The organism is Paenibacillus glucanolyticus (genome assembly GCF_037333485.1).
In the GTDB taxonomy this organism is placed as follows: Bacteria; Bacillota; Bacilli; order Paenibacillales; family Paenibacillaceae; genus Paenibacillus_AQ; species Paenibacillus_AQ glucanolyticus.
This window is the reverse complement of record NZ_CP147845.1, coordinates 2772381-2793836: the sequence shown is the minus strand read 5'-3', so window position 1 is coordinate 2793836 and position 21456 is coordinate 2772381. Positions and strand designations below refer to the sequence as shown.

The following is a 21456-nucleotide window of genomic DNA, read 5'->3' as shown; positions in this document are numbered from 1 at the left end:
TGGCCCAGCGAACGATCGCTGATCAGCCTTTATATGTCTCTCTCCACCTCAGAAGCTTGGATTCCAGCAGACGCACAACCGAATCCGACAGCTTGCCCACGATGGCAAAAATAATAATGCCCACAAACACGATATCAGTCTGCGAATACGCTCTCGCGTCTTGAATCATGTACCCGATTCCAGCACTGGTGCCCATCATCTCCGCAACAACCAGGACGAGCCAGGATACCCCGAGCGACAAGCGGATGCCCAGCAGAATGTTTGGCAGCGCAGCCGGTATGATCAGGCGGATTACCAGCTGCAGCTTCGAATATTGAAAAATTCTTGATACATCATACAGCTTCACATCCACACTGCGGATGCCAAGGAAGGTGTTCACATACATCGGAAAAAACGCCCCAAGCGAAATCATGAGAATCTTCGAGAATTCCCCGATGCCAAACCAGAGAATGAACAGTGGAATCAGCGATAGCAGCGGCACTGTACGAAGCATCTGCAAGGAAGGATCAAGCGTGCGCTCTGCCATTTTGCCAAGCCCTGTTGACAATCCAAGTGCCAGCCCCGTCAATCCCCCCAGCACAAAGCCGGAGAGCGCCCGAAGGATGCTGATCTGAAAATGCTCCCACAGCTCACCGCTTAAACCCAAACTCACAAATTGCTTGGCAATCGTTAACGGTGTCGGGAGCAGCGTTGCCGATATCCACCCCAGTCCACCGGCTATTTGCCATAACGCTACAATGGCTATCGGTACAAGCCAGGCATGAAGCGGTCCCGGTACCGCCCTCAGCCAATCCTGCCCCGCAGCTTTGCGGGCGGCTATTTCACTTTTCATGACTTGTCACCACCCTTGTAGCTATCCTGCCAGCGCAGCAGCCTGCCCTCAAGCCATTTTACGAGAGAATCCGAAAGCTTTCCGACGAGTGCGAACACTATGATTCCAACGAATACGACAGTCGTCCATGAGAAAGAACGCGCATCATTAATGATGTAGCCGATGCCGGAGCTGGAACCCATCAGCTCAGCCACCACCAGTCCAAGCCATGCTACGCCAATCGAGAGACGGATTCCGAGAAATATGTTAGGCAGCGAGGCCGGAACGATCAACCTGCGGATCAGATCCCACCGACTGAACTGCAGCACACGCGCAACATCAAACAGCCTGTTGTCCACTGATCGTATGCCAAGGAAAGTATTCACGTATAACGGGAAGAACGAGCCTTTGGCGATTAACAGTATTTTCGATGTTTCGCCGAAACCAAACCATAGGATGAACAGCGGCGCGATCGCTAGATGAGGAAGCGTCCTCAGCATTTGCAGCGATGGATCGACAAGCCGTTCCGCCTTATACGAGAATCCCACCCATATGCCAGCTGCCAAACCCAAGCTGCCGCCGAGTAGAAATCCGAGCAGCGCGCGCCAGGACGATATGCCAAGATGTTGAATCAATTCGCCTGTGCTCGTTAAATGAACGAGCTCATTCCAGATCGCAAGCGGAGTCGGCAGCAGGATCGGATTGAGCCAGCCCAATGCTCCCGCAGCCTGCCATACCATGACGATAACAAGGGGGACCATCCAGCCTATCAATGCATTTGTGAACTTGATCAGAAATCGTCGATCTATTCGTTTCTGGCGCCTCATCGGTTCGGCGGGTATGGCAACCGCCCCTTTGCTGATCCCTTCTTGGAGCATGTAACACGCCTCCTCTCACCTTCGTATTGTTTGTTTGTACTATTTAGATGCGGCCTCTATATATTGATTATCAAAAACCTCCTTAACCTGGATTTTCTTGCGAATGGTTTTCTGTTCGAATTGAAAATCAGCCGTTTTCTGCTGCTCAGCTATAATTTCGTCTGTTACCGGTATGTTGATGGATCTGGAGCGGTCAAAGGTCCCCTGGATCACTTCCTGGGGAACGCCCCGCTCGTCAGCATATCGCTTAAGTGCCTCTGCTTCATTCTCCTTCTCCCAAGCCAGCGTCTGGTTCAGCACTTTAAGATAGAGCGTGACGAGATCCGGGTATTGCTCGGCAAAATCCTTCCGGACAATATTGAAGGATGGGGACAGAACGCCAAGCTGCTCACCATCGGCCAGCACTTTGCCTTTCCCTGTCAATGTATTCAAGGTTATATAAGGGTCCCAAGTGGCCCATGCTTCTACCCCGCCCGATTCAAACGCAGGCTGAGCTTCATCAGGCTGGAGTTGAATAATCTCAATGTCAGACACCTTGACCCCCGCGTCTGCCAATCCCCGGTAAAGAAAGTTAAACGCGTTGCTTCCCTTCGTTACGGCTACCTTCTTGCCTTTCAGATCACTCAGAGACTGCGCCATACTGTCAGGCGGCACAATAATGGCCACATTCTTCTGACCATGCAAGCTTTGGGAAATCACCTTAAATGGAATATCTGCCGCCTGGGCCGCGATAATAGGCATATTCCCTAAACCCGCAAAATCGAGACGATTCGACGCCATCGCTTCGGTCATCGGCGGTCCGCTCTGAAACTCTGCCCACTCCACCTTGACACCCAGCTTGCCAAACTCCTCCTCAAACCACCCTTCCTCCCGGGCCTTGCCAAACAAACCTCCGCTTCCCTGTACGCCGAGCCTGACAATCAGATCTCCATACTGGCCGTCCGCTCCCTTCTCCACGGCACGAGTCTTGGATTGACTATCTGTGCTTGCACATCCGGAAGCCAGTACAGAAATGATGAATAGTAGAATAAACACGACTTTCTTGTTCATTGGTCTCATGATTAGCTCTCTCCCCTGTTATCTATCGTTCTGCCCGTTCAATATCGAATCGTCATGGATATTAAATGCCCGCACCTGTATCGAACTCCGGCTCTTCTACTTTCTCGAATTCACGCAGTACTTTGGTCCGCAGCTCTTGAAAAGATGAACCCGTCCGCTTGCGTGGAAAAGGCAAATCGATTGGCAGGATGGAACGAATATGGCCCGGTCTGGGGTTCATAATGACCACGCGCTCGCCGAGGAATACCGCCTCATCCAGATCATGGGTAACAAAGAGCATGGTCGTGCGGTTGTTTTGCCATATATCCAGCAGGACCTCTTGCATATGGGAACGTGTGAAGGCATCAAGCGCACCGAACGGCTCATCCAGCAGCAGCACATCCGGATTCCGCAGCAGCGCTCGGGCAATTGCTACCCGCTGGGCCATTCCTCCGGACAGTTCTCGGGGATATGCCTTTTCAAAGCCTTGAAGCCGAACAAGCTCGATGAATTCATCCACTTTTTTGCGTACAGCTGCCTGCTTCAACGACAAATTTCCGGCGATATTCTTCTCCACGGTCAGCCAAGGAAACAGTCGCGGCTCTTGAAAAATGAACCCCTTCTCAATGCTTGGACCCGATACAGGTTTATCATTCAGCAGGACATTCCCCTCATACGAGGTATCGAGGCCCGCCACGATTTTGAGCAAGGTGCTCTTTCCGCATCCACTCGGTCCGATCAATGTGATGAATTCCCCTTTTCGAACCCGAAGATCAATCCCTTTCAATGCCATGACATTTCCTGTTGGGGCTACGAAAATCTTGTTGACCTGCTCAATGATCAATGTATCCGCAGACATTCCGCTCACCATCCCATACATAAATTATTCTCACCTGATTACTTGGTTAAAAGAATGCAAGAAAAACGTCTAGCGACGTAATTTTCCAGAAGACAGACCGGATAATAGCGAAACGCTTTCTTATGAGATAAGGCGACAAGCCTCTTCAAATACATGCATATGCTTATCTCAATAAAAAAGGAGATATTACGCTTGTCTAAGTACTTCCAATAGCTCGTACTTGTTCACAGGCGCGATATCTCCAGTTATCTGGTCGATTATCTTGGTATTCATTTGGTATGCCGTTATATTACAACTGCTGATAAAGGTTGTCAAACCTTTTTTCGTTCCGGACTCACTCCCCAGCATGTCAGAATATGTTCATACCTGCCAATGGACACCGGCGCCCAATAATGCGACAATATACTCTGCATGTCATACGATATATAATGTAAAAAAAGTGTTTCTACGCAACACCTGCACGCTTATGCTTCAAGTCGCATTTATCAGGAAAGGAACGAAAGCATGGCTCAATTATTTTTCAAACACGGTTCTATGAACAGTGGTAAATCGATCGAGATTCTAAAAGTTGCTCACAATTACGAAGAACAGAACAAACCTGTGCTTCTCTTCACATCCGCCATTGATGACAGGGATGCCGTCGGTTATGTATCCTCACGCATCGGTCTGCGCCGGGAAGCGATACCCGTTACGGAAAGCACCGATATCTACGGCATCGTGAAGGACCATCAGCCTAAGCCATACTGCGTTCTGGTGGATGAATGCCAATTCCTTACCAAGGATAGCATCCTTCAGCTCGTTCGGATTGTAGATGAGCTTGACGTGCCTGTGATGGGCTTCGGGCTGAAGAATGATTTCCGCAACGAGCTGTTTGAAGGCAGCCGCTGGATGCTGATTTACGCCGATAAAATCGAGGAAATGAAAACGATCTGCTGGTTCTGTGAGCGGAAAGCTATCATGAACCTTCGGGTCATTGACGGGAAGCCCGTATATGACGGCGAGCAGATTCTGATTGGCGGGAACGACACCTACTTCCCTGTCTGCCGGAAATGCCATACCAATCCCCCATTATCATAGGACATTGTATTCAATCCATCATTCAAACTTAAGGAGCAGGATGATCCATGCCTATTGTCAGACCATTATTGACCGATCAGGATTTTCAGGAAGTAATGGAGCAGCAGATCCGTATCCGCATATTCAAGGACAATCATCTGATCGATTCCGGGAGTCTCGTTATTCGGTTTACCGACGACACCATCATTACGCAGTCCAGTGTCAGTTCGCTCGGTTATCATAAACGGGATGCATGCGAATTTTTCGAAGTACGGAAGTAATGGAGCGATTGCCTGAGCGATTGTCCGAGCAGACCTTGATCTTAAGTCTCTCCCATAGCTTCAGGCAATCAAATCTCCTCCCCCTCCCCAATAAAAAAACGGTCTTCTGCAGAAAAAATCTGCAAAAAACCGCTGATCATCCATCCATAACTGCTGTAACGTCTTCTAGTGAATATCGGCCTTCGCCATACTTCCACCAAGCACGTCCGCTACATTCTGAATCGAAATAAACGCATTCTTGTCAATCTCCTGCACTACGGTCTTCAGCTTCGCAATCTCAAGCCTTGTCACAACGCAATATATCATTTGCGTGTCCTCTTGAGAGTACCCGCCCTTTGCATATATCATGGTGGTGCTGCGGCCCAGACGCTGCACGATCGCACTTGAGATTTCTTCGTATTCATTGGATATAATCGTAACGGATTTGGACTCGTCCAAGCCCTCTACCACAATATCCATCACTTTTGCCGCTATATAGTAAGAGAAGATTGAATACATGGCTGAATCTGCACCGAACACAAACCCTGCCGTGATGAAAATAAAGACGTTGATGATCATGATGATCTGTCCGACTGGCATTCGCAGCTTTTTGGACAGCAGAATGGCCACGATCTCCGTCCCGTCAAGAGCCCCCCCATAACGGATAACAAGGCCTACTCCAAGACCCAGAATCAGCCCACCGAACAGTACCGCCAGAATTTTCTCGTTCGTAAACGGTTCTACATGATGAAGGAATGTTGTCGCGAGCGACAGCACTACGATCCCGTACAAGGTCGAGAACGCAAACGTTTTGCCTATCTGCTTATAACCGATAAACAGAAACGGCAAGTTGATGATGAAGAGGAACACACCGAGTTTGATAGGTGTAATCGATGATAATACGATAGAAATACCGGTAATACCACCGTCGATAATTTCGTTTGGCACGAGGAATATCTCAAGCGCCACGGCCATCAGGATAGCCCCGATCGTAATAAAGATGAACCTTTTTAGAATCTCGCCGACTGTCATTTTTTTGTGATGTTTGACCATGCCATTCTCCTTTTGTATCTTTTTTCACACGATAATACCTGTCGAAGAACCATTGTATTAAAAAATTGATCGGCATGTCAATATTGACACAGTAATACACACGGAACTTTAGGGCATTATCAGCTCATCGATACACAAGGATTGCAGATGCTGATCGATGATCTTCTCGATCTTATCCTGCGTAAGCTGCTGCGGTCTCATGATATGGTGAATCGCCAATCCATCAACCAATGCGTATATTCGCTCCTTCTCATATTCAAGATCCAGCTCCGGTTTAGCAAGCTTATGGGTGACCAGGGAATCGATGACGAAATGACATGCTTTCGTTAAACCATCATACATCTCATCGTTTATCTTCCGTAATTCGGGATAGATGAGCGCTTTGGCAACAAACGACATCCATACCTCCATTTCCATCGTTCTATCCTCATCCATCGGAAGAAATTGCATCAGCACCAGCTTCATATCCGAGAACACTGGCCCCTTCAATGATAAGGACGTTAAGCGTTTCTCAATCCGTTCAATAATGAGGTTCATGCAAAAGGCCAGCAGCTCAGCCTGACTTGAGAAATAATGCCGCATGGAGCCTACGGACAAGCCGGCCTCTTCCGCAATATTACGTACCGTTGCTTTTTCCAGTCCACCCTTCTGAATAACCCGCAGAGCCGCTTCGGCAACCCATTCTCTTTGTTTATCATGATCTACTATTTTTGGCATACCTCCATTATACACCTCCAACTTTTTTTAATACAGCGTACTATAATCAAGCATTAATCTCTCTTCAGCTGGAGCCAGATACTCCTAAAAATGGGTTTCCTCTGTGGAACACCTTGATAGAAAAAATACTATACATATTAATGGTACAAGAGAAACGAACACCGCATCGTGTTCCAGGAGAGGAGAGATCTGGTCATTCGTACATCAACTGAATCGAGTACTCATCATGGAATATCCCGGATATTCCGTGATCAAGAAGGCCGATTGAATTTGTTCTGGCGTATCGCCTTCGGCTGGCTGGCATTTGTAATAGGGCTCGGACTTGCCGTAGTCATTGCCACGGCCGCAGGCACTTACGGCATTCCCACACTCGGTCTGCAAATCCTCCTTGCCGTTGTAACGACTAGCGTTACAGTGCCGCTGATTTATCTGCTTAGGCGTTATGCGGACCGGCGTCCATGGAGCGGGCTTGGTCTAAGCTCACCGCCATCGGGGCTTCGTTATTTCCTTCTCGGCATTGGCTTTCTGGCACTTGTTACGGCAGTGGCCCTGCTGCTGGGAAGCGCCTTCGGATGGCTCCGGGTTGTCGCTCTCCATTTACCGGCAGTTACTCTGCTCGTCATGCTCATCAACATTCCCATTGCCTTTTTCTACGAAGCCTTTCCTGAAGAGCTCACCTTCCGGGGGTATTTGTTCCGTAATTTAAACACCCGTTATCCGCGCTGGCTTGCGCTAATCCTCCAGGTCTTCTTATTCGTTCTTGCACCCATCGCCGTAACTGGATTCATGGTGGCGGCAGGACTGGGTACTTGGGATCTGATTACGGTACAGTATATCGTTAATTTAATCGCTTTTGGCACGGTACTGCAGCTGCTTCGTATCGTATCCAACAATCTGTGGATAAATATCGGCTTTCACCTGGCTTGGCTTGAGATGGTCCGATACGTTGTCGTGCCTTCCGAATATGCCATCGTCGAGATCGAATACGTATCCATCTGGGGCAATTATATGGTAACGATAGGTTCCGTCATCATCGGGATCATTGTACTCATTATTTGGTCCCTGCGGGGCAGGCACAGAGTCGACTGGAGCCGAATAGAACCGGATTAATCAGACATGAAGCAGATAAGCTCAAACTCAACCGAAATCGGAAGAGTTTGAGCTTCTTTTGTAGCAGGACAACTGCGATTTATAATATAGCTTCCGGTTATGCTATAATGTAATTCATCTGTAATCGACCAGAAATTACATAATTTTACCCTAGGCAGGGAGAGGATTCACTCATCATGTTGGAATGGCTTCAGAATGTATGGACCCATATGAAAGATATTGAAATGGATCAAGTGCAGGGATGGCTTCAGCAGTACTCCCAGCTGGGACCCATCCCGGGCATATTGCTTCCATTTATAGAGGCGTTTCTTCCCATCCTGCCGCTTATCGTGCTGGTGATGGGGAATTCCGCTGCTTATGGCTTATGGTGGGGATTCTTCCTGTCATGGATTGGCGTCTGCCTTGGATCCATTACGGTGTTTTGGATTGTTCGCAAGCTGGGAGGCAAGCTGGGCCTGCTTATCCAAAAGAGAATGCCGGGATCTCAGCGTTTTTTCCACTGGATTGAGGAGAAGGGATTTACCCCCATCTTCATGCTGTACTGCTTTCCCTTCACCCCGTCCTCGCTGATTAACATCGCCTCTGGCATCAGCACGGTATCGGCAACAACGTTCACGATAGCCGTAATGGCGGGAAAGTCCGTTATGATCTTTATGGTCGCTTTCATCGGACATGACTGGAGAGCGTTCGTTGAGCAGCCCTGGCGCATTCTCATCGCCGCTTTGGTACTGTGGCTGCTGTGGCTGGCCGGCAAGAAGATGGAGAACCGCTATCACCATGAAGATCAGCCTGACGGCGCGTCAAGCAATAAGAATACGAAGCCATAGTGGACTCATGACAAGACCCGCCCATCCCATAACAAGGACAGGCGGGTCTTGTCGTGAAGAAGCAAGCGTTCATCCCGTTATCTGATTACACTCCACTCGATTTAACGCGCAGGGCAGTAAGCTTATGAACAGTGTCAAACCCGGTGCTGCGGTACAGCTGGATCGCTCCTTCGTTCCCCAGTTCCACGCATACCGAAATCTCCTCCAACTGGATGTTATGGAATAAATAATGCAGCGCTTGTCCGAGCAGCGTGCGTCCGTAACCTTTTCTTTGGAATTGGTCGGACACGGCCAAGTATTCAATGCTGCCTTCCTTGAATTCAGGATCTCCTTCCACATAAACATAACCAGTGAATCGGCCTTGTTCAGTAAGGATAAACAGCCTGTGATTCTCATCCAGCTGCTGCATAATGTGCTCTGCACTGTAATAGGTATTCGGAAAGCTTGCTGCATGGAGTTTCTTAAACTCTTCCGTGTACGCAGGCGTCATGTTCTGCAGAGAAAGGGAGCCATCCGGGATGAAGTCGGCGTTTCGCATTCGCAGAATAGCGTGATCTCCCGATCTCACCCCGCCTTTGGCCTCCAGGAATTTAATGGCAGACTGATTATGAATATTATAAAAACCAAAATATCGATCCACGCTGTCCTTAATCTTTTTAATTCCGGCAGTCCATAGCTGCTCCGCCATCCGATCCCACTCAGCGCCTTCCGCATCAATGAAAGGGCCCCATAATTCAGCTGCACGCTCTTCATCGTCCACGTTGAATCCTAGAGCTCCTACCATCTCATCTTGATGATACATAACCGTAAACCACCGGTTTAGCTCCCCTGATTCACCGAACTCCTCCTGGAGTGTGCTGTATATCTCCTCTTCCTGTTCACCGCAATAGCCTACATGATGTTGATGGATCGCATTCAATCTTGCAATAAAGGACGACAGCTGCTTCAGCTGGAGACGACCGTTCTCACTGCATATTGTCATATGAATTCTCCTTGCCATGAATAATCTTATTTCTGGTGGACAGCCATCAAAAGCATGCCCTGCACCATGGAACCGGACCACGCATCGTGCGGACAGGGGACACTACGCACGATGTCACACTCCTGTCCTTGCTGCCAATGATTTACTTCATGATCCCCTATTGCAAATTCTACCACATGAATGAAACTACCTGCCTGAAACAGAAAAAGGGCTGCCCCGATTCTGGTATGCTCCCCTTACGGTAGACAGGTGAAATAATAACACCTGTTTTCGTGAGGGGAGCATTTTTTATGTGTGGAATAAAGCGAAGTGCATCAGAGAAATATGCCATTATTCAAGAGATCAGGTTGGGCAAAATTGGAGTTAAAGCTGCAGTTGAAAAATACGGTATTTCTAAACCAACCCTTGCCAAATGGAGACGCCGTTATGAGATTTACGGCTATGAAGGGCTAGAAGTTCGGACCCATAATCGAAGCTACTCTGCGGAACTCAAACTTCAAGCCGTACTGGATTATTTAAATAGTGGACGATCAAAATATCAGATTATCGACAAGTATAAATAGTCATAGCAGCTTAAAAACCTATTCAGGGGGAACAAAAGCTATGACAAAGGGTCGATCTACAACATGGCAGGAACGAATCGATATCGTTCTGTATTGCCTTGCAAATCAACACGATTACCAGAAGGCAGCAAAAGAACATAAGGTCTCCTACCAACAAGTGTACCAATGGGTGAAGAAGTTCGAAGATGGTGGTGAAGATGCATTACAAGACGGATGGGGAAAAAAGAAGGCCCTGGAGGAACTAACAGAGACCGATCTCCAAAAACTCGAAATCAAGAAGATGAAATATGAAATGGAGCGACTTCGGGCGGAGAATGCTTTCTTAAAAAAGTTACAGGAACTCGAGAGGAGGCGTCATTAAGACAGTATCGCCGGAATAATATTCACCTTGCTATTCAAGCGCTTATTTGCATACATACCCTACCTTTGAGGAGCTTGAGAAAGACATTCACGCATATATTCACTTTTACAATAACGAACAATTACAAGTTAAATTAAACGGCCTTAGTCCGATGGAATTCAGATCTAAGGCCGCCCGCATTCTATCCGTAAATCGTCCACTCATAAACTTCAGCTTTCTTCATTTACCCCTTCTTTGGAGGAATCCACCGCCTGAGACTCGCGCATCCGCTCCCGTTCGCGTTTAAGTGCAGGCTTCAGGTCGTCGTGGACACTTTTGTCCCACATGGATACACCCGATCGATAAGCGGCCCTTCCGTTCAGGTGACCCGCCACCGGTCCCGTAATGAACACGAATACGATACCCAGCAGCAGCTTGGCGCTGACATGCTCCAGGTAGAACGTGAAATACAGGAATGCACCTGCAAGGATCAAGAGGACGCCCAAGGTAGCGCTTTTCGTAGCTGCATGGGAACGCATGTAAACATCCGGCAGGCGAATCAGGCCGAACGCACTCAATGCACCGAGCAATGCACCGAGCAGCACTATGAGTGCAATGATAAACTCACCGATCTGACTCATCATTTGTGCGTTCAATGACATCACCCCTCTCAATATATCTCGCTAGTGCAGTTGTTCCGATGAAAGTCAAAATTCCAATTAACAGGATAATGTCGAAATAGACGGTTGTCCGAAAGAGCATGCACAGGACAGCAATCATGGATAACAGAATAATACCGATCGTATCCAGCGACATAATCCGGTCGTTCATCGATGGCCCCTTAATCAAACGGTACAAGCAGCCCAGTATCGCAAGAGACAGTATGACCAGCGAAGCAATCAGCATACTGTTGATCATGTGCGGGTCACCTCCTTAATCGCCCTTTCAAAGGTACCACGGATCTGGTTCGACAGCTCTTCAACATCCTCGATGTCCATCGCATGAATGTACAGCGTCTGTCCTTCACGCGACACCTCCAGTGTCAGTGTTCCCGGCGTCAGGCAGATCAGGCAGGACAGCACCGTGATCTCCCAGTCCGATTTCAGCTCGGTTGTATAGGCGAAGATGCCTGGACGTACGTTCAGCTTCGGCCGAATAATCTGACCGATGACGGTGATGCTCGATTTAAACAGCTCGCTTAGAAACAAGAGCAGCAGCAAGATGACCGACCACAGCTTGCGCAGATAGAAATCATTCGGCCAGAAGCGTCTCAACAGGTAAATCAGCAAGATTCCGATCAGATATCCGACAATAAACTGCTGAGGGGACCAGTTATTGTTCAGAAACATCCAGACAACGGCAATGATGATATTTAACAGGATTTGATGGCCCATATCCACTACTCCTTTAATACGGCATTAATATATAGTGATGGATCGGATAATACGGCGCCGGCTTGAGAGGTATAGGAATAAATCCACTCCGAGCCGACTCCAAGGACAATCACCATAACCGATAACCCGATAACGGCCGCATAAGCTGTCCGATGGATTCTGACCGGCTGCTGCGTATCACGCGATCCAGGGACATCTCCCCAGAAAGCTCCCATGAACACCTTTATCAGGGAATACAATACAGCTAGGCTTGATGCCAGGGCCAGTCCAGACAGCCAATAATGTCCCTCGCTCAGCCCGCCGCGGATAATAAGGACTTTTCCAAGAAAACCGCTGAGCGGCGGGATGCCAACCAGAGCAAGTGCAGCAATGAAGAACATCCATCCTACCAACGGATGACGCTTCATCAGACCGCCCATCTCACTCAGTTTATTCGTGCCAGCCGATGCTATGATGATGCCGCCCAGAATGAAGAGCAGTGCCTTCGCAATCATATCGTGCATCAAGTAGAATACGGCTCCATTCAAGGAATCGGAAGACGCGACTGCAACCCCAAAGGCAATGAAACCCACACTGATAATGATGTTATAATTCAGGATTCGTCCAAGATCCTTGTAGGCAACCGCGCCCAAGCTGCCTAGAATCATCGTGGCTGCGGCCATCCATCCGATGATGGCATGAATGCCGCCAATATCATGATAGAAGATCAAGGTAAAAGTACGGATAATCGCATATAACCCGACCTTTGTGAGCAGCGCGCCGAACAAAGCGGTCACTGCCGCTGGAGGCGCACTGTAGGAGCCCGGCAGCCAGAAGAACAGGAACAAGCCGGCCTTCAGGGCAAATACGATCAGGAACAAAATGCCGATGACCGACAATACGCCATCCTGGTGCACTTCGGCCACGCGTTGGGACAGATGCGCCATATTCAACGTACCCACCGTACCATACAAGTAGGCAACGGCTGCAACAAACAGGGTGGATGAAATAATATTAATCAGCATGTACTTTAGGGTTTCTCTCAGCTGACGCTTCGTTCCGCCCAGCACAATCAGTGCATAGGAAGCGATCAGCATCACTTCGAAACAGACAAACAGGTTGAACAGATCCCCCGTCAGGAATGATCCGATTACGCCAGCAAGCAAAAATTGAAAAAAGGGATAGAAGTAGTGCTTCTCTCTCTCTTCCCCAATACTTCGAAACGCGTAGAACAGACAGCCTGCAGCCACAATCAGCGTTGTAAGAACCAGCAGTGCCGCGAGCATATCCGCAACAAACACAATCCCGTATGGTGGCAGCCATCCGCCCATATGAAGCGTCTGAATGCCTTCATGGTTCACTTGATTTACGATGAACAGAGCGACCAGTACGTTCATCACAACGCTGATGGCGCTAATCAAGCGCTGCGCGCGGACGTATTTGGAGCAGAAGATGAGAATTACGGCTGTAACCAGCGGAATGAGAAGCGGAAGAACGATTACATTATTCATCCTCCGTCCCCCTTAACTCTTCCATGTTATCAGTGCCGAGGCGTTGATACGCTTTATATGCCAATACGAAGAAGAACGATGTGACTCCGAAGCTGATGACAATGGAAGTTAGAATTAAAGCTTGAGGAACCGGATCGACGTAAGCGGATGCCTTTTCGCCAAGCAGCGGTGCCGCTCCGGTCTTCAGCCGCGACATGGTGAGCAGAAGCAGGTGGACACCATGGGTCAGGAGCGATGTACCCAGAATAATCCGCAGCAAGCTTTTGGACAGAATCTGGTATATCCCAACGGCAAAAATAATCCCGATAGCAAGTGACATATAGAGTTCCATGGTCAGTTATCCCTCCCAATCGAATTGATGATGGTCATCGTTACGCCAACAACGGCTAAATATACGCCGAGGTCGAAGATAACGGCAGTAGCCAGCTCGGTTTCTCCAAGCAGTGGCAGGTTGAAATATCCGAAGGAATGACTTAAGAACGGTGCGCCAAAGGCAAATGAACCGATGCCCGTAAGCAGAGCAATGAGAAGTCCTGTCGCCATAACCTTCCGGAACTCGAAGGGCACGATTTTCCGGGTCATGTCCATGCCGAAAGCCATCGACAACAGAACCAGTGCCGCGGAAGTCATCAATCCTCCAACAAACCCTCCGCCAGGCTCATGATGTCCAGAGTTGAACAGGAACCATGAGAAGGTTACCACGATAAAGATGACAACTTTGGAAACAGTCCGCAGAATGACGTCGTTGCTGTTGGGCAGATACACACCTTCGTAGCGATCCCGCTCGCCTAGAATGCCTTCACCCAAATCGACTTTGATCAAGGCGTAGATTCCAAGGGAAGCAATGCCCAGAACCGTAATTTCAAGCAGGGTATCGAAACCGCGGAAGTCCACCAGAATGACATTGACGATATTTTTACCGCCCGCGGAGTTGTAGCTCTCTTTAATGAAATAGTCCGCAATCGATTCAAAGGCCCTGCCGCTGCTGGCAGCGAGTGCAATCAAGGTAACCACGGCCCCGACGCCGACCGATATGAGCAGATTTCTCCACTTCAGGCTCATCGGAACCTTTTCCCGCTTCAGCTTCGGCAAATGATAGAAACAGAGCAGGAACAGCATGACGGATACCGTCTCTACAACCATCTGCGTTAGCGCAAGGTCCGGCGCACGGAACAGGACAAAGAACAAGGTAACCATGTAGCCGGCAGCACCGGTTAATATGATCGCCATCAGTCGTGTACGGACGAACGGAAGCGCAATGACCGGAATGACCAAGCCCAGAATCGCAACTGCCTCATAAAAAGACATTGGCGCGTATGCAGACATATCAAACCCGATATTGTCTATCAGCAGCAGCCCTCCGCCAAGAACGGCAATAAAGAATACAAAGATATACATGACGTAATGACGGATTGAACCTGTCATGTAAGTCGAGGTCAGCGACTTGCCGCCTCTTTCGAGGACGCGCAATCCACCGTCATACAGACGGTTTAATGTCATTCGCTTACTCAACGGACGGTTCAGCACGCTCACGCTGCCATGAAGTTTATACAGAACGGTACCCAGAACAATAATGCCGATTGTCATATAAATTTCCGCAGTCCAGCCGTGCCACATCTCGATCTTCACGTGGAAGCGGTCGCCTCCTGCCAGCAGCCCCGGATGAATGGCAGCCATAGCCGGTTCAATAAGGGAGTAGGACAACAAATTCGGAAACAGACCGAAGACGATGGCCAGCGAAGCCAGAATTACTGGAGGAATCAGCATCCCCAGCGGTGCTTCATGCGGCTTCTTCTCCAGCTTCTCAGGCTGGAATTTTCCGGTGAAGGTTCTAAATACCAGAATCATGCTGTACAGGAACGTAAACACGCTGGCTATCCATGCCACAACAGGGATCAGCACACCCCACGTATCTGCATTCCAGAAATTCATATGAGATGCCTGCAGCACGGCGGTGAAGAACATTTCTTTACTCAGGAATCCGTTAAACGGAGGCAGTCCGGCCATGGAAAAAGCTCCAATGACAGCCACCGTGAACGTAATCGGCATGAGTGACATGAGACCGCCGAGCTTCCGCAGATCCCTGGTGCCCGTCTCATGATCCACGATGCCGACCACCATAAACAAAGCGCCCTTGAATATCGCATGGTTGATCAGGTGGAAGATGGCTGCTGTGGTCGCTTTCGTATAGAGCAGCGTGTCCACGCCTCCTCCATAATAAGCCGCCGCAGAACCCAGTCCGAGCAAACTCATGATGAGCCCCAGTTGGCTGATCGTAGAGAATGCAAGCAATGCCTTCAGATCCGTCTGCTTGATCGCGCGAATTGAAGCATAGATCAACGTGGTCAAGCCTGTAATCGCAATGATCCAGAACCAAGCGGCCTGACCGGCAAATACCGGACTAAAGCGGGCAACCAGGTAGATTCCCGCCTTGACCATCGTGGCCGAGTGCAGATAAGCACTGACCGGAGTCGGCGCTTCCATGGCATCCGGCAGCCAGATATGAAATGGAAACTGCGCGGATTTGGTGAAGGCGCCCAGCAGAATCAGGATCATGGCTGGAATAAACAGCGCTTCGCCGCTGATGCTTCCCACATTCGCCACAATCTCGCGGACACTGAAGGTGCCTGTCATGGTATACAACATAATGAATCCAGCAAACATGGCTAGGCCACCGAATACGGTGATCAGCATGGATTTCAATGCCCCGTACCGGGAACGGTCGCGATGGTGCCAGAATGCAATCAGCAAGAATGACGAAATGCTGGTCAGCTCCCAGAAGCCGTACAATACCATCAGGTTATCGGAGAGCACCACGCCCAGCATGGCCCCCATGAACAGAAGCAGATACACATAAAATCTGTGCACGGCTTCCTTCTTTTTGTCCATATAGAAGATAGAATACAATACCACAAGCGAGCCAATACCCGATATTAAGAGTGCAAATATCAAACTTAACCCGTCCAAGTAGACCGTAAAGTTAATTCCAAGGCTTGGAATCCATTCCAGAACGGCCTGAACTTGTTCACCTCCCTGAATGGTTGGGATAAGACCCAAAAAGTAGGCAAACAGGATAACCGGTACCGGCAGAATCACCCATCCGGTATGAACACGGCCTATGAGCTTGTAGGTCAGCATAACCACAAGCGCTACAATAAAAGGTGCCAGAACGGCGATGTGCAGCAAAGACAAAGTCTACTCCTCCTATAGTCCGAATTTTCCTTACATTAGTATTTCCCCATTAATTTAGGAATAAGTCCAAAAAAACACAAAAAGAGCCCGCTGATGGCAGGCTCCTCCGGGTAAAACCTTATGGTATTTTTTCGAATCACACTGAAAATCAGTATATCTTGTGAGCAAAACTTTGTCAAAGGTTATGTTGGAATGAAATGTGATCAATCAGGAAATCACTGTATATAAAGGAGTGGTTCCCATGATAATCAAAAAAACATTGGTTTGCGCTATCATTTTTGTCGTTATTTTAGCTGCAGCCATCCTAACCGATAGTCGTACACGATCACGCTATCAACCGGACAACACGTCTTATATACAAAGGTATCAAATGCAGGATTTCCAAGAGGAGTCCCGATGGTTCTCGCCTAGAGAATATATAAAAATCATTCGGAAATCGCCGGAATCCGGACCGGATCAGCCATAGTCCTTGTCCTGTGGCTGTCTATCCGTGAAACTGAATTTCACTGTTTTCTTTGCTTCGCTTTTTTCTCCGGATCAGCCACGATATGATCATGATGACGGCGAGACCAGCAACTACAGCTGCCACATAGTAACCGTAACGGTTAATCATCAGTCCAATGTGATCAACCACCTGATCCCCAACAAACATCCCCAGAGAAAAATAACCGATGGTCCATACCAAGGACGCGGAATAGGAGAACATCGCAAATCTTCGATAGGGCATCCCCTTCATGCCTACCGCATAGGGAGTTACGTTGCGCAATATCGGTAAGAAAGCGCTGATGCAGATCGCATAGTTGCCGTATTGGTGAGTCAGTCGTTCGGATACATTAAGAAACTCGCGAATTTTCGATTTTTCCCCAACGCGGTTTAGCAGTTTGCTTGCGGTAAACCGACTGAGCATAAATCCTACCGTCGAGCCTGAGCATACCCCGAGAAAAGTCATAAAAAAAGACGGTACCGGTGATAAAATCTCGGATGCCGCTAACGCTCCACCGGTCATGGCCACGACTTCATTAGGCACAGGAAGGCCGACCAATCCAAGGCATAATACAAGAAATAGCGCATAATGCCCGATCTGTTCAATAAAATCTAATAGCGTATCCACGCCTTGGCCCCCTAATCCGTCCCTTAAAATATATAACCAGTTTATATGCAAGCGCCGCATTCGCACACGTGCTGCAGACGAGGATATGCACTGGACCTGAGACTAGGATCAGTCCATCACGATCTCTTATAGATTTTTAAAAGCTGCAATAAAAGACTGCGGATCATCCTTCACCGTGTAAGAGTACACGCCTTGCTGGGTATGCAAATATAAAAAACCACCGCCGCCTCCCAGAGGCCGGTACGAGAGATCAAACACCTGCTTAATCGGGAACTCGCGGTATTTCGTGACGATTCGATCCTCATACAAGAGCATCTCCCGGCCTTGCTCCTCGGTTCGTTGTTCGATGCCATCCACGACTCGGTTGATTTTGTAATAGGGCTGCATGGCTATACACTTCATAAGCTCCCTCCTTGCTGTCTGTGTCATCCTCGCTTCGAAGATTGCACTTCCCCTCTCTTCTTCCTGCGGTTTCTGATTCGTTCCATCAGCTCCAGGGCTCCAATGAATAGAACGAAAACTACGAATAACCCGATCGCCCGGCCTGGTTCAATCAGGCCATATAAAGAAGCAGCGATGCCGGTAATCCCTACAATAATAATACCTAATACTGAAAGTTTCCAACCTGTTAACATATGTATGCTCCTATAATAAACATAATTGCCATTCATTAAATCGATAGCTTTAAGATTGTCCAGATGTACATTTCCAGACACAGGGAATGTATCATAAAGGAGCCCCTACATTCAAGTTATAACGGAATCGGCAATTTCAATTGCCAAACACTCGTGACTCCTGCAATAATTTACTCAAGGAGAGGAACGATAAGCTGGCTCCGGACACAAATAGACAGGAGGAATACCTTATGAACACATCCATTTGGATCCTGATCATTTGTTTTATTTTGGTGGATTTATGGATTATTGCTTTATTTGTCTTCAAGCGCTCGTTGCGTAATATTAATAGTCAGCGGCTCCCTAAAGAGAATAAGCCTCGACGCGGGAAAACACCCGATTTGCCGCCCATCGTGAAAGCGGGAAGCCCTGCAAGTGAGCTTGCCGGCAGACTGGAGGCCGCCCTGCCTTATACCTATCAGAACATGCTGAAGCAGAGAGTAATGAGTGAGCATCCGGACATGTCAGAACCGGAATATGAATGGCGATGGCAAGAGCTGAAACGTTTTTTTATCCTGTGCGCTGTTCTGGACCGAGTCCCGATGTTCAGCAAAGACGTGGACGAAGTGTGGCATGAAATGCTGATGTATACATACGAGTATCAACAGTTCTCGGAGCGCTTTCTTGGCCGTATGCTTCATCACGCTCCCAACACCGGAAGCGAACATGTTCCCATCCCGAATGAACGGGCATGGTTTGACACGGTCTATGTCCAATTATTTGGCTGGCATGAATACAGCACCAAGCTATGGGGAGCATTCTTCCGCGTCCCGCTGCCACGCGAAGAGCTGAAGGACTACGGTTCTGGCCATTTCGCCGTGAATCATGGTCAGAAGCGTTTTAACGCTTGGACTTATGAGAGCATGCCTGCGGCACGTACGGCGATTGATGCCGTCATTCATGATTTGCAGGATCGGATTAGAGCAGCCGAGGCGGAGGAGCCGCGTAATCGGAAGCTGGTTAATTTCCGCAATAGCGATGTGCTGCTGGCGGCGGCCGTTTATTATGCCTGGAACGCACCCGAGCAATTCTCAGATCATATGATCCCTGATGAGCGGGAGCTTTATAAGAGCGGCAGCAGCTCCTCTTGCACCGCTGCTTCGGCTTGCGGGTCCGGCGGTGGCTCGGACTCCGGCAGCGGATCCTCCTGCAGCAGCGGTTCGTCCTGCGGCAGCAGTTGCGGAGGCGGCTGCAGCAGCTAATGTGAATCGGGGCCGCAGCAGGTGTGCCAGAGAGTTTATCAACTATATGTAGAACAGGGCCTGGAATAATTCCAGGCCCTGTTTATGTTATGGATGCGTTATTTCCCGCCGTCTACAATTTCACCTTTTCTTACCTTTACATCTCCCAGCCAGTTGATGTTAAGAGATTTCGTGCCGTCTCTAAACAGATCTGGATGATCCGACACTTGAAAATGCAGATGTGCCTCACTGGAATTGCCGGAATTGCCACACAACCCAATCCGATCACCCGATTCCACGTCCGTCCCCTCCAACACGCACACCGATCCCAGCTTAAGATGCGCATACAGGCTGTATTCATGGCTGCCATGATCGATGATGACATAATTTCCTGCAGGTTCGGTTTCGTTTACCACTCCGACGGGCACGTTATCCGCGATGTTGTTCTCAATGGCAATCACTTTACCGCTGGCACCTGCTAGAATTTCTTCTCCAAACGCGAAGTAACTTTCGTTCAAATCGGGATCCCCATGGTAGGTCATCCCTTCTTCCGTTCTCACAACATCGATGGCATACCGCTGGCTCGCCTCCACGTAATGATAATTGTCCATCACATGCTCGCCTCCCCAGAACACATACCATTTCCCCTTAAACGGCAATTTGAACGTTGTTGCCGAATAACGGCTATCCGATTCCGAAAATCTCTCAAGAGGCGATAACATGAATCCGACAATCATGCCCGCTTCATCGATCATGGCTTGGATTCCTTTTGTCCCGCTGTCATCCATCCAGTGAATCATTCGAAGTTTGTTCATCGTGTTGTCCAGAACGAGATGGAACGCACTCACCCCAGCCGTATATTCCTTGGACATCGCTTCGAATTGTTCCACCGTTACAAGTGCTCGCAATTCCTCCTCAAAAAGCTCATACAGCACGCGATGTTCCCCATCAAGCATTAGTTTCGGAGCATCTACCATATTCAAGTCCTCCTCCATATGTATACGGGTCCACTACGACCCAAGTATACCTGATGAGATTTATCTTGATCGAAACAGAAGCTTAACTTTAGCTAAACTTTCTTCTGCAGCGAAAATTCAATGATCAATGATTTCGTATTCCATATAAAAAGCACCTGTAACCATCCTTCGACGGTTCAGGTGCTCCTATTCACGATGTGACTTGGCCATATTATCCATTGGACGAGAGAATCATGCCGGAACGGGTCTGCGGCCCGACTTTGCGGATTGAAATCTGATTTTGTTCGGCCCAGCGTGTCAGCTCCCGAATTCCTTCGCAATTCTTCTCTTCAAATTTAAAACAGCAGTACATAGGGGGTACGCTCTTATCCTTGAGAATGAATTGAAAAGCGGCCTTGTGACATCCGGAAACCTTAATCTCACGAATCTGACCGGCATGAACTTCAACACCATTAATTGTAATCGTATCGGAATTCCCGTCAATCTGGACTTCACGCTTTACCAAACGTGCATAAGCTTCAATTCCTAATGCCGCAACAATAACGACATTCACAACCATCTGCATATAGAATAGGACAGGATACGAATATTCCGTCAGTGTCGCAACTTGAAACATCATGATGCTAATTACCAGAGCAAATAAAATAATGTCTTTCATTCTTGTAGAATAGTGAATTGCGAATTTCATAATCATCAGCTCCGTTCGTTCTGTAAGGGTTTTCATTTGCTTCTTTCCTTATTATAACACCATTGTACATAATTTTGACACATATCATTCACATTTCTGTCAAAAAAATATTTGCTTCGCTCCATATTCTATGCTTATTCGAATGGCGCAGTGTCGTCCATGGTCTAGCCATCCGCATAACTACTCGGTGATGATCAGAACCTGTCCCCAGTGAATGCGGAAAAAGTGGGTATGAGCGATTGGTTCCTATGGCAT

At 48.5% G+C, this 21456-nt stretch carries 25 protein-coding genes and 1 pseudogene; 8 read left to right on the top strand and 18 right to left on the bottom strand.

All coding sequences use genetic code 11. The features are described 5' to 3' along the window. Window positions 1–22: 22 nt before the first annotated feature. From WDY75_RS13505 to WDY75_RS13490, 4 genes are all read right to left on the bottom strand, one after another. Window positions 23–832 carry an ABC transporter permease gene (locus tag WDY75_RS13505; protein ID WP_036637164.1) on the bottom strand — a complete coding sequence of 270 codons (810 nt, stop codon included), beginning with the start codon at window positions 830–832 and terminating at the stop codon, window positions 23–25. Further along, window positions 829–1638 carry an ABC transporter permease gene (locus WDY75_RS13500; protein WP_040680777.1) on the bottom strand — a complete coding sequence of 270 codons (810 nt, stop codon included), beginning with the start codon at window positions 1636–1638 and terminating at the stop codon, window positions 829–831. Before WDY75_RS13500 ends, WDY75_RS13505 begins: the two co-directional genes overlap by 4 nt. Window positions 1639–1728: 90 nt before the next feature. Then, a complete protein-coding gene (locus tag WDY75_RS13495) occupies window positions 1729–2748 on the bottom strand; it encodes an aliphatic sulfonate ABC transporter substrate-binding protein (protein WP_082834410.1) in 1020 nt (339 codons plus the stop codon). A 61-nt stretch (window positions 2749–2809) separates the two neighbouring features. Beyond that, the gene (locus WDY75_RS13490) at window positions 2810–3586 is read right to left on the bottom strand and encodes an ABC transporter ATP-binding protein (protein WP_063480507.1); all 777 of its coding nucleotides are present in this window, start codon (window positions 3584–3586) and stop codon (window positions 2810–2812) included. Between the two features lie 504 nt (window positions 3587–4090). On the opposite strand from WDY75_RS13490, the gene WDY75_RS13485 reads away from it, so the two are divergent. Both WDY75_RS13485 and WDY75_RS13480 read left to right on the top strand, forming a co-directional pair. Continuing rightward, window positions 4091–4663 carry a thymidine kinase gene (locus WDY75_RS13485; RefSeq protein ID WP_006210969.1) on the top strand — a complete coding sequence of 191 codons (573 nt, stop codon included), beginning with the start codon at window positions 4091–4093 and terminating at the stop codon, window positions 4661–4663. 47 nt (window positions 4664–4710) lie between these two features. Next, complete coding sequence (locus WDY75_RS13480; protein WP_006210970.1) at window positions 4711–4923, top strand: hypothetical protein; 213 nt, start codon at window positions 4711–4713, stop codon at window positions 4921–4923. A 165-nt stretch (window positions 4924–5088) separates the two neighbouring features. Here WDY75_RS13480 and WDY75_RS13475 read toward each other — a convergent pair whose 3' ends face one another. Continuing rightward, entirely contained in the window at window positions 5089–5955 is an 867-nt protein-coding gene (locus WDY75_RS13475) for a YitT family protein (protein WP_006210971.1), read from the bottom strand. A 108-nt stretch (window positions 5956–6063) separates the two neighbouring features. Then, the gene (locus tag WDY75_RS13470) at window positions 6064–6672 is read right to left on the bottom strand and encodes a TetR/AcrR family transcriptional regulator (protein ID WP_006210972.1); all 609 of its coding nucleotides are present in this window, start codon (window positions 6670–6672) and stop codon (window positions 6064–6066) included. A gap of 264 nt (window positions 6673–6936) precedes the next feature. Between WDY75_RS13470 and WDY75_RS13465 the strand changes: the two genes are divergently transcribed. Further along, complete coding sequence (locus WDY75_RS13465; RefSeq protein ID WP_338842185.1) at window positions 6937–7782, top strand: CPBP family intramembrane glutamic endopeptidase; 846 nt, start codon at window positions 6937–6939, stop codon at window positions 7780–7782. Between the two features lie 176 nt (window positions 7783–7958). Beyond that, complete coding sequence (locus tag WDY75_RS13460) at window positions 7959–8609, top strand: TVP38/TMEM64 family protein (protein WP_063479889.1); 651 nt, start codon at window positions 7959–7961, stop codon at window positions 8607–8609. 85 nt (window positions 8610–8694) lie between these two features. Here the strand turns inward: WDY75_RS13460 and WDY75_RS13455 are convergent, their stop codons facing one another. Beyond that, on the bottom strand, window positions 8695–9591 hold the full coding sequence (locus WDY75_RS13455; RefSeq protein ID WP_063479890.1) for a GNAT family N-acetyltransferase: 897 nt from the start codon (window positions 9589–9591) through the stop codon (window positions 8695–8697). Between the two features lie 290 nt (window positions 9592–9881). Here WDY75_RS13455 and WDY75_RS13450 point away from each other — a divergent pair, with 290 nt between their 5' ends. The 3 genes and pseudogenes from WDY75_RS13450 to WDY75_RS13440 form a co-directional block, all read left to right on the top strand. Beyond that, window positions 9882–10154 (top strand): helix-turn-helix domain-containing protein, encoded by a 273-nt coding sequence (locus tag WDY75_RS13450; RefSeq protein ID WP_082834411.1) that lies wholly within the window; start codon window positions 9882–9884, stop codon window positions 10152–10154. Between the two features lie 40 nt (window positions 10155–10194). Further along, the gene (locus WDY75_RS13445) at window positions 10195–10515 is read left to right on the top strand and encodes a helix-turn-helix domain-containing protein (RefSeq protein WP_082834412.1); all 321 of its coding nucleotides are present in this window, start codon (window positions 10195–10197) and stop codon (window positions 10513–10515) included. Window positions 10516–10570: 55 nt separating this feature from the next. Then, window positions 10571–10687 (top strand): annotated as a pseudogene (locus tag WDY75_RS13440) (IS3 family transposase); the annotation flags it as partial. 37 nt (window positions 10688–10724) lie between these two features. On the opposite strand, the gene mnhG reads toward WDY75_RS13440, so the two are convergent. The 9 genes from mnhG to WDY75_RS13395 all read right to left on the bottom strand — a co-directional run bounded on the left by mnhG (window position 10725) and on the right by WDY75_RS13395 (window position 18316). Further along, complete coding sequence (gene mnhG, locus WDY75_RS13435) at window positions 10725–11135, bottom strand: monovalent cation/H(+) antiporter subunit G (protein ID WP_063479891.1); 411 nt, start codon at window positions 11133–11135, stop codon at window positions 10725–10727. Further along, on the bottom strand, window positions 11119–11412 hold the full coding sequence (locus WDY75_RS13430) for a Na(+)/H(+) antiporter subunit F1 (RefSeq protein ID WP_006210979.1): 294 nt from the start codon (window positions 11410–11412) through the stop codon (window positions 11119–11121). The genes mnhG and WDY75_RS13430 overlap by 17 nt, the downstream gene beginning before the upstream one ends. Then, on the bottom strand, window positions 11409–11888 hold the full coding sequence (locus WDY75_RS13425) for a Na+/H+ antiporter subunit E (protein WP_006210980.1): 480 nt from the start codon (window positions 11886–11888) through the stop codon (window positions 11409–11411). Before WDY75_RS13425 ends, WDY75_RS13430 begins: the two co-directional genes overlap by 4 nt. Before the next feature lie 5 nt (window positions 11889–11893). Next, window positions 11894–13378 carry a Na+/H+ antiporter subunit D gene (locus tag WDY75_RS13420; RefSeq protein WP_063479892.1) on the bottom strand — a complete coding sequence of 495 codons (1485 nt, stop codon included), beginning with the start codon at window positions 13376–13378 and terminating at the stop codon, window positions 11894–11896. Then, a complete protein-coding gene (locus tag WDY75_RS13415) occupies window positions 13371–13709 on the bottom strand; it encodes a Na(+)/H(+) antiporter subunit C (RefSeq protein WP_006210982.1) in 339 nt (112 codons plus the stop codon). Before WDY75_RS13415 ends, WDY75_RS13420 begins: the two co-directional genes overlap by 8 nt. Before the next feature lie 2 nt (window positions 13710–13711). Then, the gene (locus WDY75_RS13410; protein ID WP_006210983.1) at window positions 13712–16570 is read right to left on the bottom strand and encodes a Na+/H+ antiporter subunit A; all 2859 of its coding nucleotides are present in this window, start codon (window positions 16568–16570) and stop codon (window positions 13712–13714) included. A gap of 484 nt (window positions 16571–17054) precedes the next feature. Further along, complete coding sequence (locus WDY75_RS13405; RefSeq protein WP_006210985.1) at window positions 17055–17681, bottom strand: DedA family protein; 627 nt, start codon at window positions 17679–17681, stop codon at window positions 17055–17057. Between the two features lie 126 nt (window positions 17682–17807). Then, window positions 17808–18083 (bottom strand): hypothetical protein, encoded by a 276-nt coding sequence (locus WDY75_RS13400; protein WP_040680739.1) that lies wholly within the window; start codon window positions 18081–18083, stop codon window positions 17808–17810. 23 nt (window positions 18084–18106) lie between these two features. Beyond that, entirely contained in the window at window positions 18107–18316 is a 210-nt protein-coding gene (locus tag WDY75_RS13395; RefSeq protein ID WP_006210987.1) for a hypothetical protein, read from the bottom strand. 230 nt (window positions 18317–18546) lie between these two features. Between WDY75_RS13395 and WDY75_RS13390 the strand changes: the two genes are divergently transcribed. Continuing rightward, window positions 18547–19557, top strand: coding sequence for a hypothetical protein (locus WDY75_RS13390; RefSeq protein WP_063479893.1), 1011 nt, complete (start codon window positions 18547–18549; stop codon window positions 19555–19557). Between the two features lie 98 nt (window positions 19558–19655). On the opposite strand, the gene WDY75_RS13385 is transcribed toward WDY75_RS13390, so the two are convergent. Beyond that, window positions 19656–20513, bottom strand: a complete 858-nt coding sequence (locus WDY75_RS13385) for a M23 family metallopeptidase (protein ID WP_036637145.1) — start codon at window positions 20511–20513, stop codon at window positions 19656–19658. Window positions 20514–20724: 211 nt separating this feature from the next. Continuing rightward, window positions 20725–21237 carry a hypothetical protein gene (locus WDY75_RS13380; RefSeq protein WP_006210990.1) on the bottom strand — a complete coding sequence of 171 codons (513 nt, stop codon included), beginning with the start codon at window positions 21235–21237 and terminating at the stop codon, window positions 20725–20727. Between the last annotated feature and the right edge of the window lie 219 nt (window positions 21238–21456).

What these genes read in the sequence shown, in the direction of transcription:
- WDY75_RS13505 (WP_036637164.1), bottom strand. Translation starts at nt 832, where the DNA reads ATGAAAAGTGAAATAGCCGCCCGCAAAGCTGCGGGGCAGGATTGGCTG.
- WDY75_RS13500 (WP_040680777.1), bottom strand. Translation starts at nt 1,638, where the DNA reads ATGAGGCGCCAGAAACGAATAGATCGACGATTTCTGATCAAGTTCACA.
- WDY75_RS13495 (WP_082834410.1), bottom strand. Translation starts at nt 2,748, where the DNA reads ATGAGACCAATGAACAAGAAAGTCGTGTTTATTCTACTATTCATCATT.
- WDY75_RS13490 (WP_063480507.1), bottom strand. Translation starts at nt 3,586, where the DNA reads ATGTCTGCGGATACATTGATCATTGAGCAGGTCAACAAGATTTTCGTA.
- WDY75_RS13485 (WP_006210969.1), top strand. Translation starts at nt 4,091, where the DNA reads ATGGCTCAATTATTTTTCAAACACGGTTCTATGAACAGTGGTAAATCG.
- WDY75_RS13480 (WP_006210970.1), top strand. Translation starts at nt 4,711, where the DNA reads ATGCCTATTGTCAGACCATTATTGACCGATCAGGATTTTCAGGAAGTA.
- WDY75_RS13475 (WP_006210971.1), bottom strand. Translation starts at nt 5,955, where the DNA reads ATGGTCAAACATCACAAAAAAATGACAGTCGGCGAGATTCTAAAAAGG.
- WDY75_RS13470 (WP_006210972.1), bottom strand. Translation starts at nt 6,672, where the DNA reads ATGCCAAAAATAGTAGATCATGATAAACAAAGAGAATGGGTTGCCGAA.
- WDY75_RS13460 (WP_063479889.1), top strand. Translation starts at nt 7,959, where the DNA reads ATGTTGGAATGGCTTCAGAATGTATGGACCCATATGAAAGATATTGAA.
- WDY75_RS13455 (WP_063479890.1), bottom strand. Translation starts at nt 9,591, where the DNA reads ATGACAATATGCAGTGAGAACGGTCGTCTCCAGCTGAAGCAGCTGTCG.
- WDY75_RS13450 (WP_082834411.1), top strand. Translation starts at nt 9,882, where the DNA reads ATGTGTGGAATAAAGCGAAGTGCATCAGAGAAATATGCCATTATTCAA.
- WDY75_RS13445 (WP_082834412.1), top strand. Translation starts at nt 10,195, where the DNA reads ATGACAAAGGGTCGATCTACAACATGGCAGGAACGAATCGATATCGTT.
- mnhG (WP_063479891.1), bottom strand. Translation starts at nt 11,135, where the DNA reads ATGAGTCAGATCGGTGAGTTTATCATTGCACTCATAGTGCTGCTCGGT.
- WDY75_RS13430 (WP_006210979.1), bottom strand. Translation starts at nt 11,412, where the DNA reads ATGATCAACAGTATGCTGATTGCTTCGCTGGTCATACTGTCTCTTGCG.
- WDY75_RS13425 (WP_006210980.1), bottom strand. Translation starts at nt 11,888, where the DNA reads ATGGGCCATCAAATCCTGTTAAATATCATCATTGCCGTTGTCTGGATG.
- WDY75_RS13420 (WP_063479892.1), bottom strand. Translation starts at nt 13,378, where the DNA reads ATGAATAATGTAATCGTTCTTCCGCTTCTCATTCCGCTGGTTACAGCC.
- WDY75_RS13415 (WP_006210982.1), bottom strand. Translation starts at nt 13,709, where the DNA reads ATGGAACTCTATATGTCACTTGCTATCGGGATTATTTTTGCCGTTGGG.
- WDY75_RS13400 (WP_040680739.1), bottom strand. Translation starts at nt 18,083, where the DNA reads ATGAAGTGTATAGCCATGCAGCCCTATTACAAAATCAACCGAGTCGTG.
- WDY75_RS13395 (WP_006210987.1), bottom strand. Translation starts at nt 18,316, where the DNA reads ATGTTAACAGGTTGGAAACTTTCAGTATTAGGTATTATTATTGTAGGG.
- WDY75_RS13390 (WP_063479893.1), top strand. Translation starts at nt 18,547, where the DNA reads ATGAACACATCCATTTGGATCCTGATCATTTGTTTTATTTTGGTGGAT.
- WDY75_RS13385 (WP_036637145.1), bottom strand. Translation starts at nt 20,513, where the DNA reads ATGGTAGATGCTCCGAAACTAATGCTTGATGGGGAACATCGCGTGCTG.
- WDY75_RS13380 (WP_006210990.1), bottom strand. Translation starts at nt 21,237, where the DNA reads ATGAAAACCCTTACAGAACGAACGGAGCTGATGATTATGAAATTCGCA.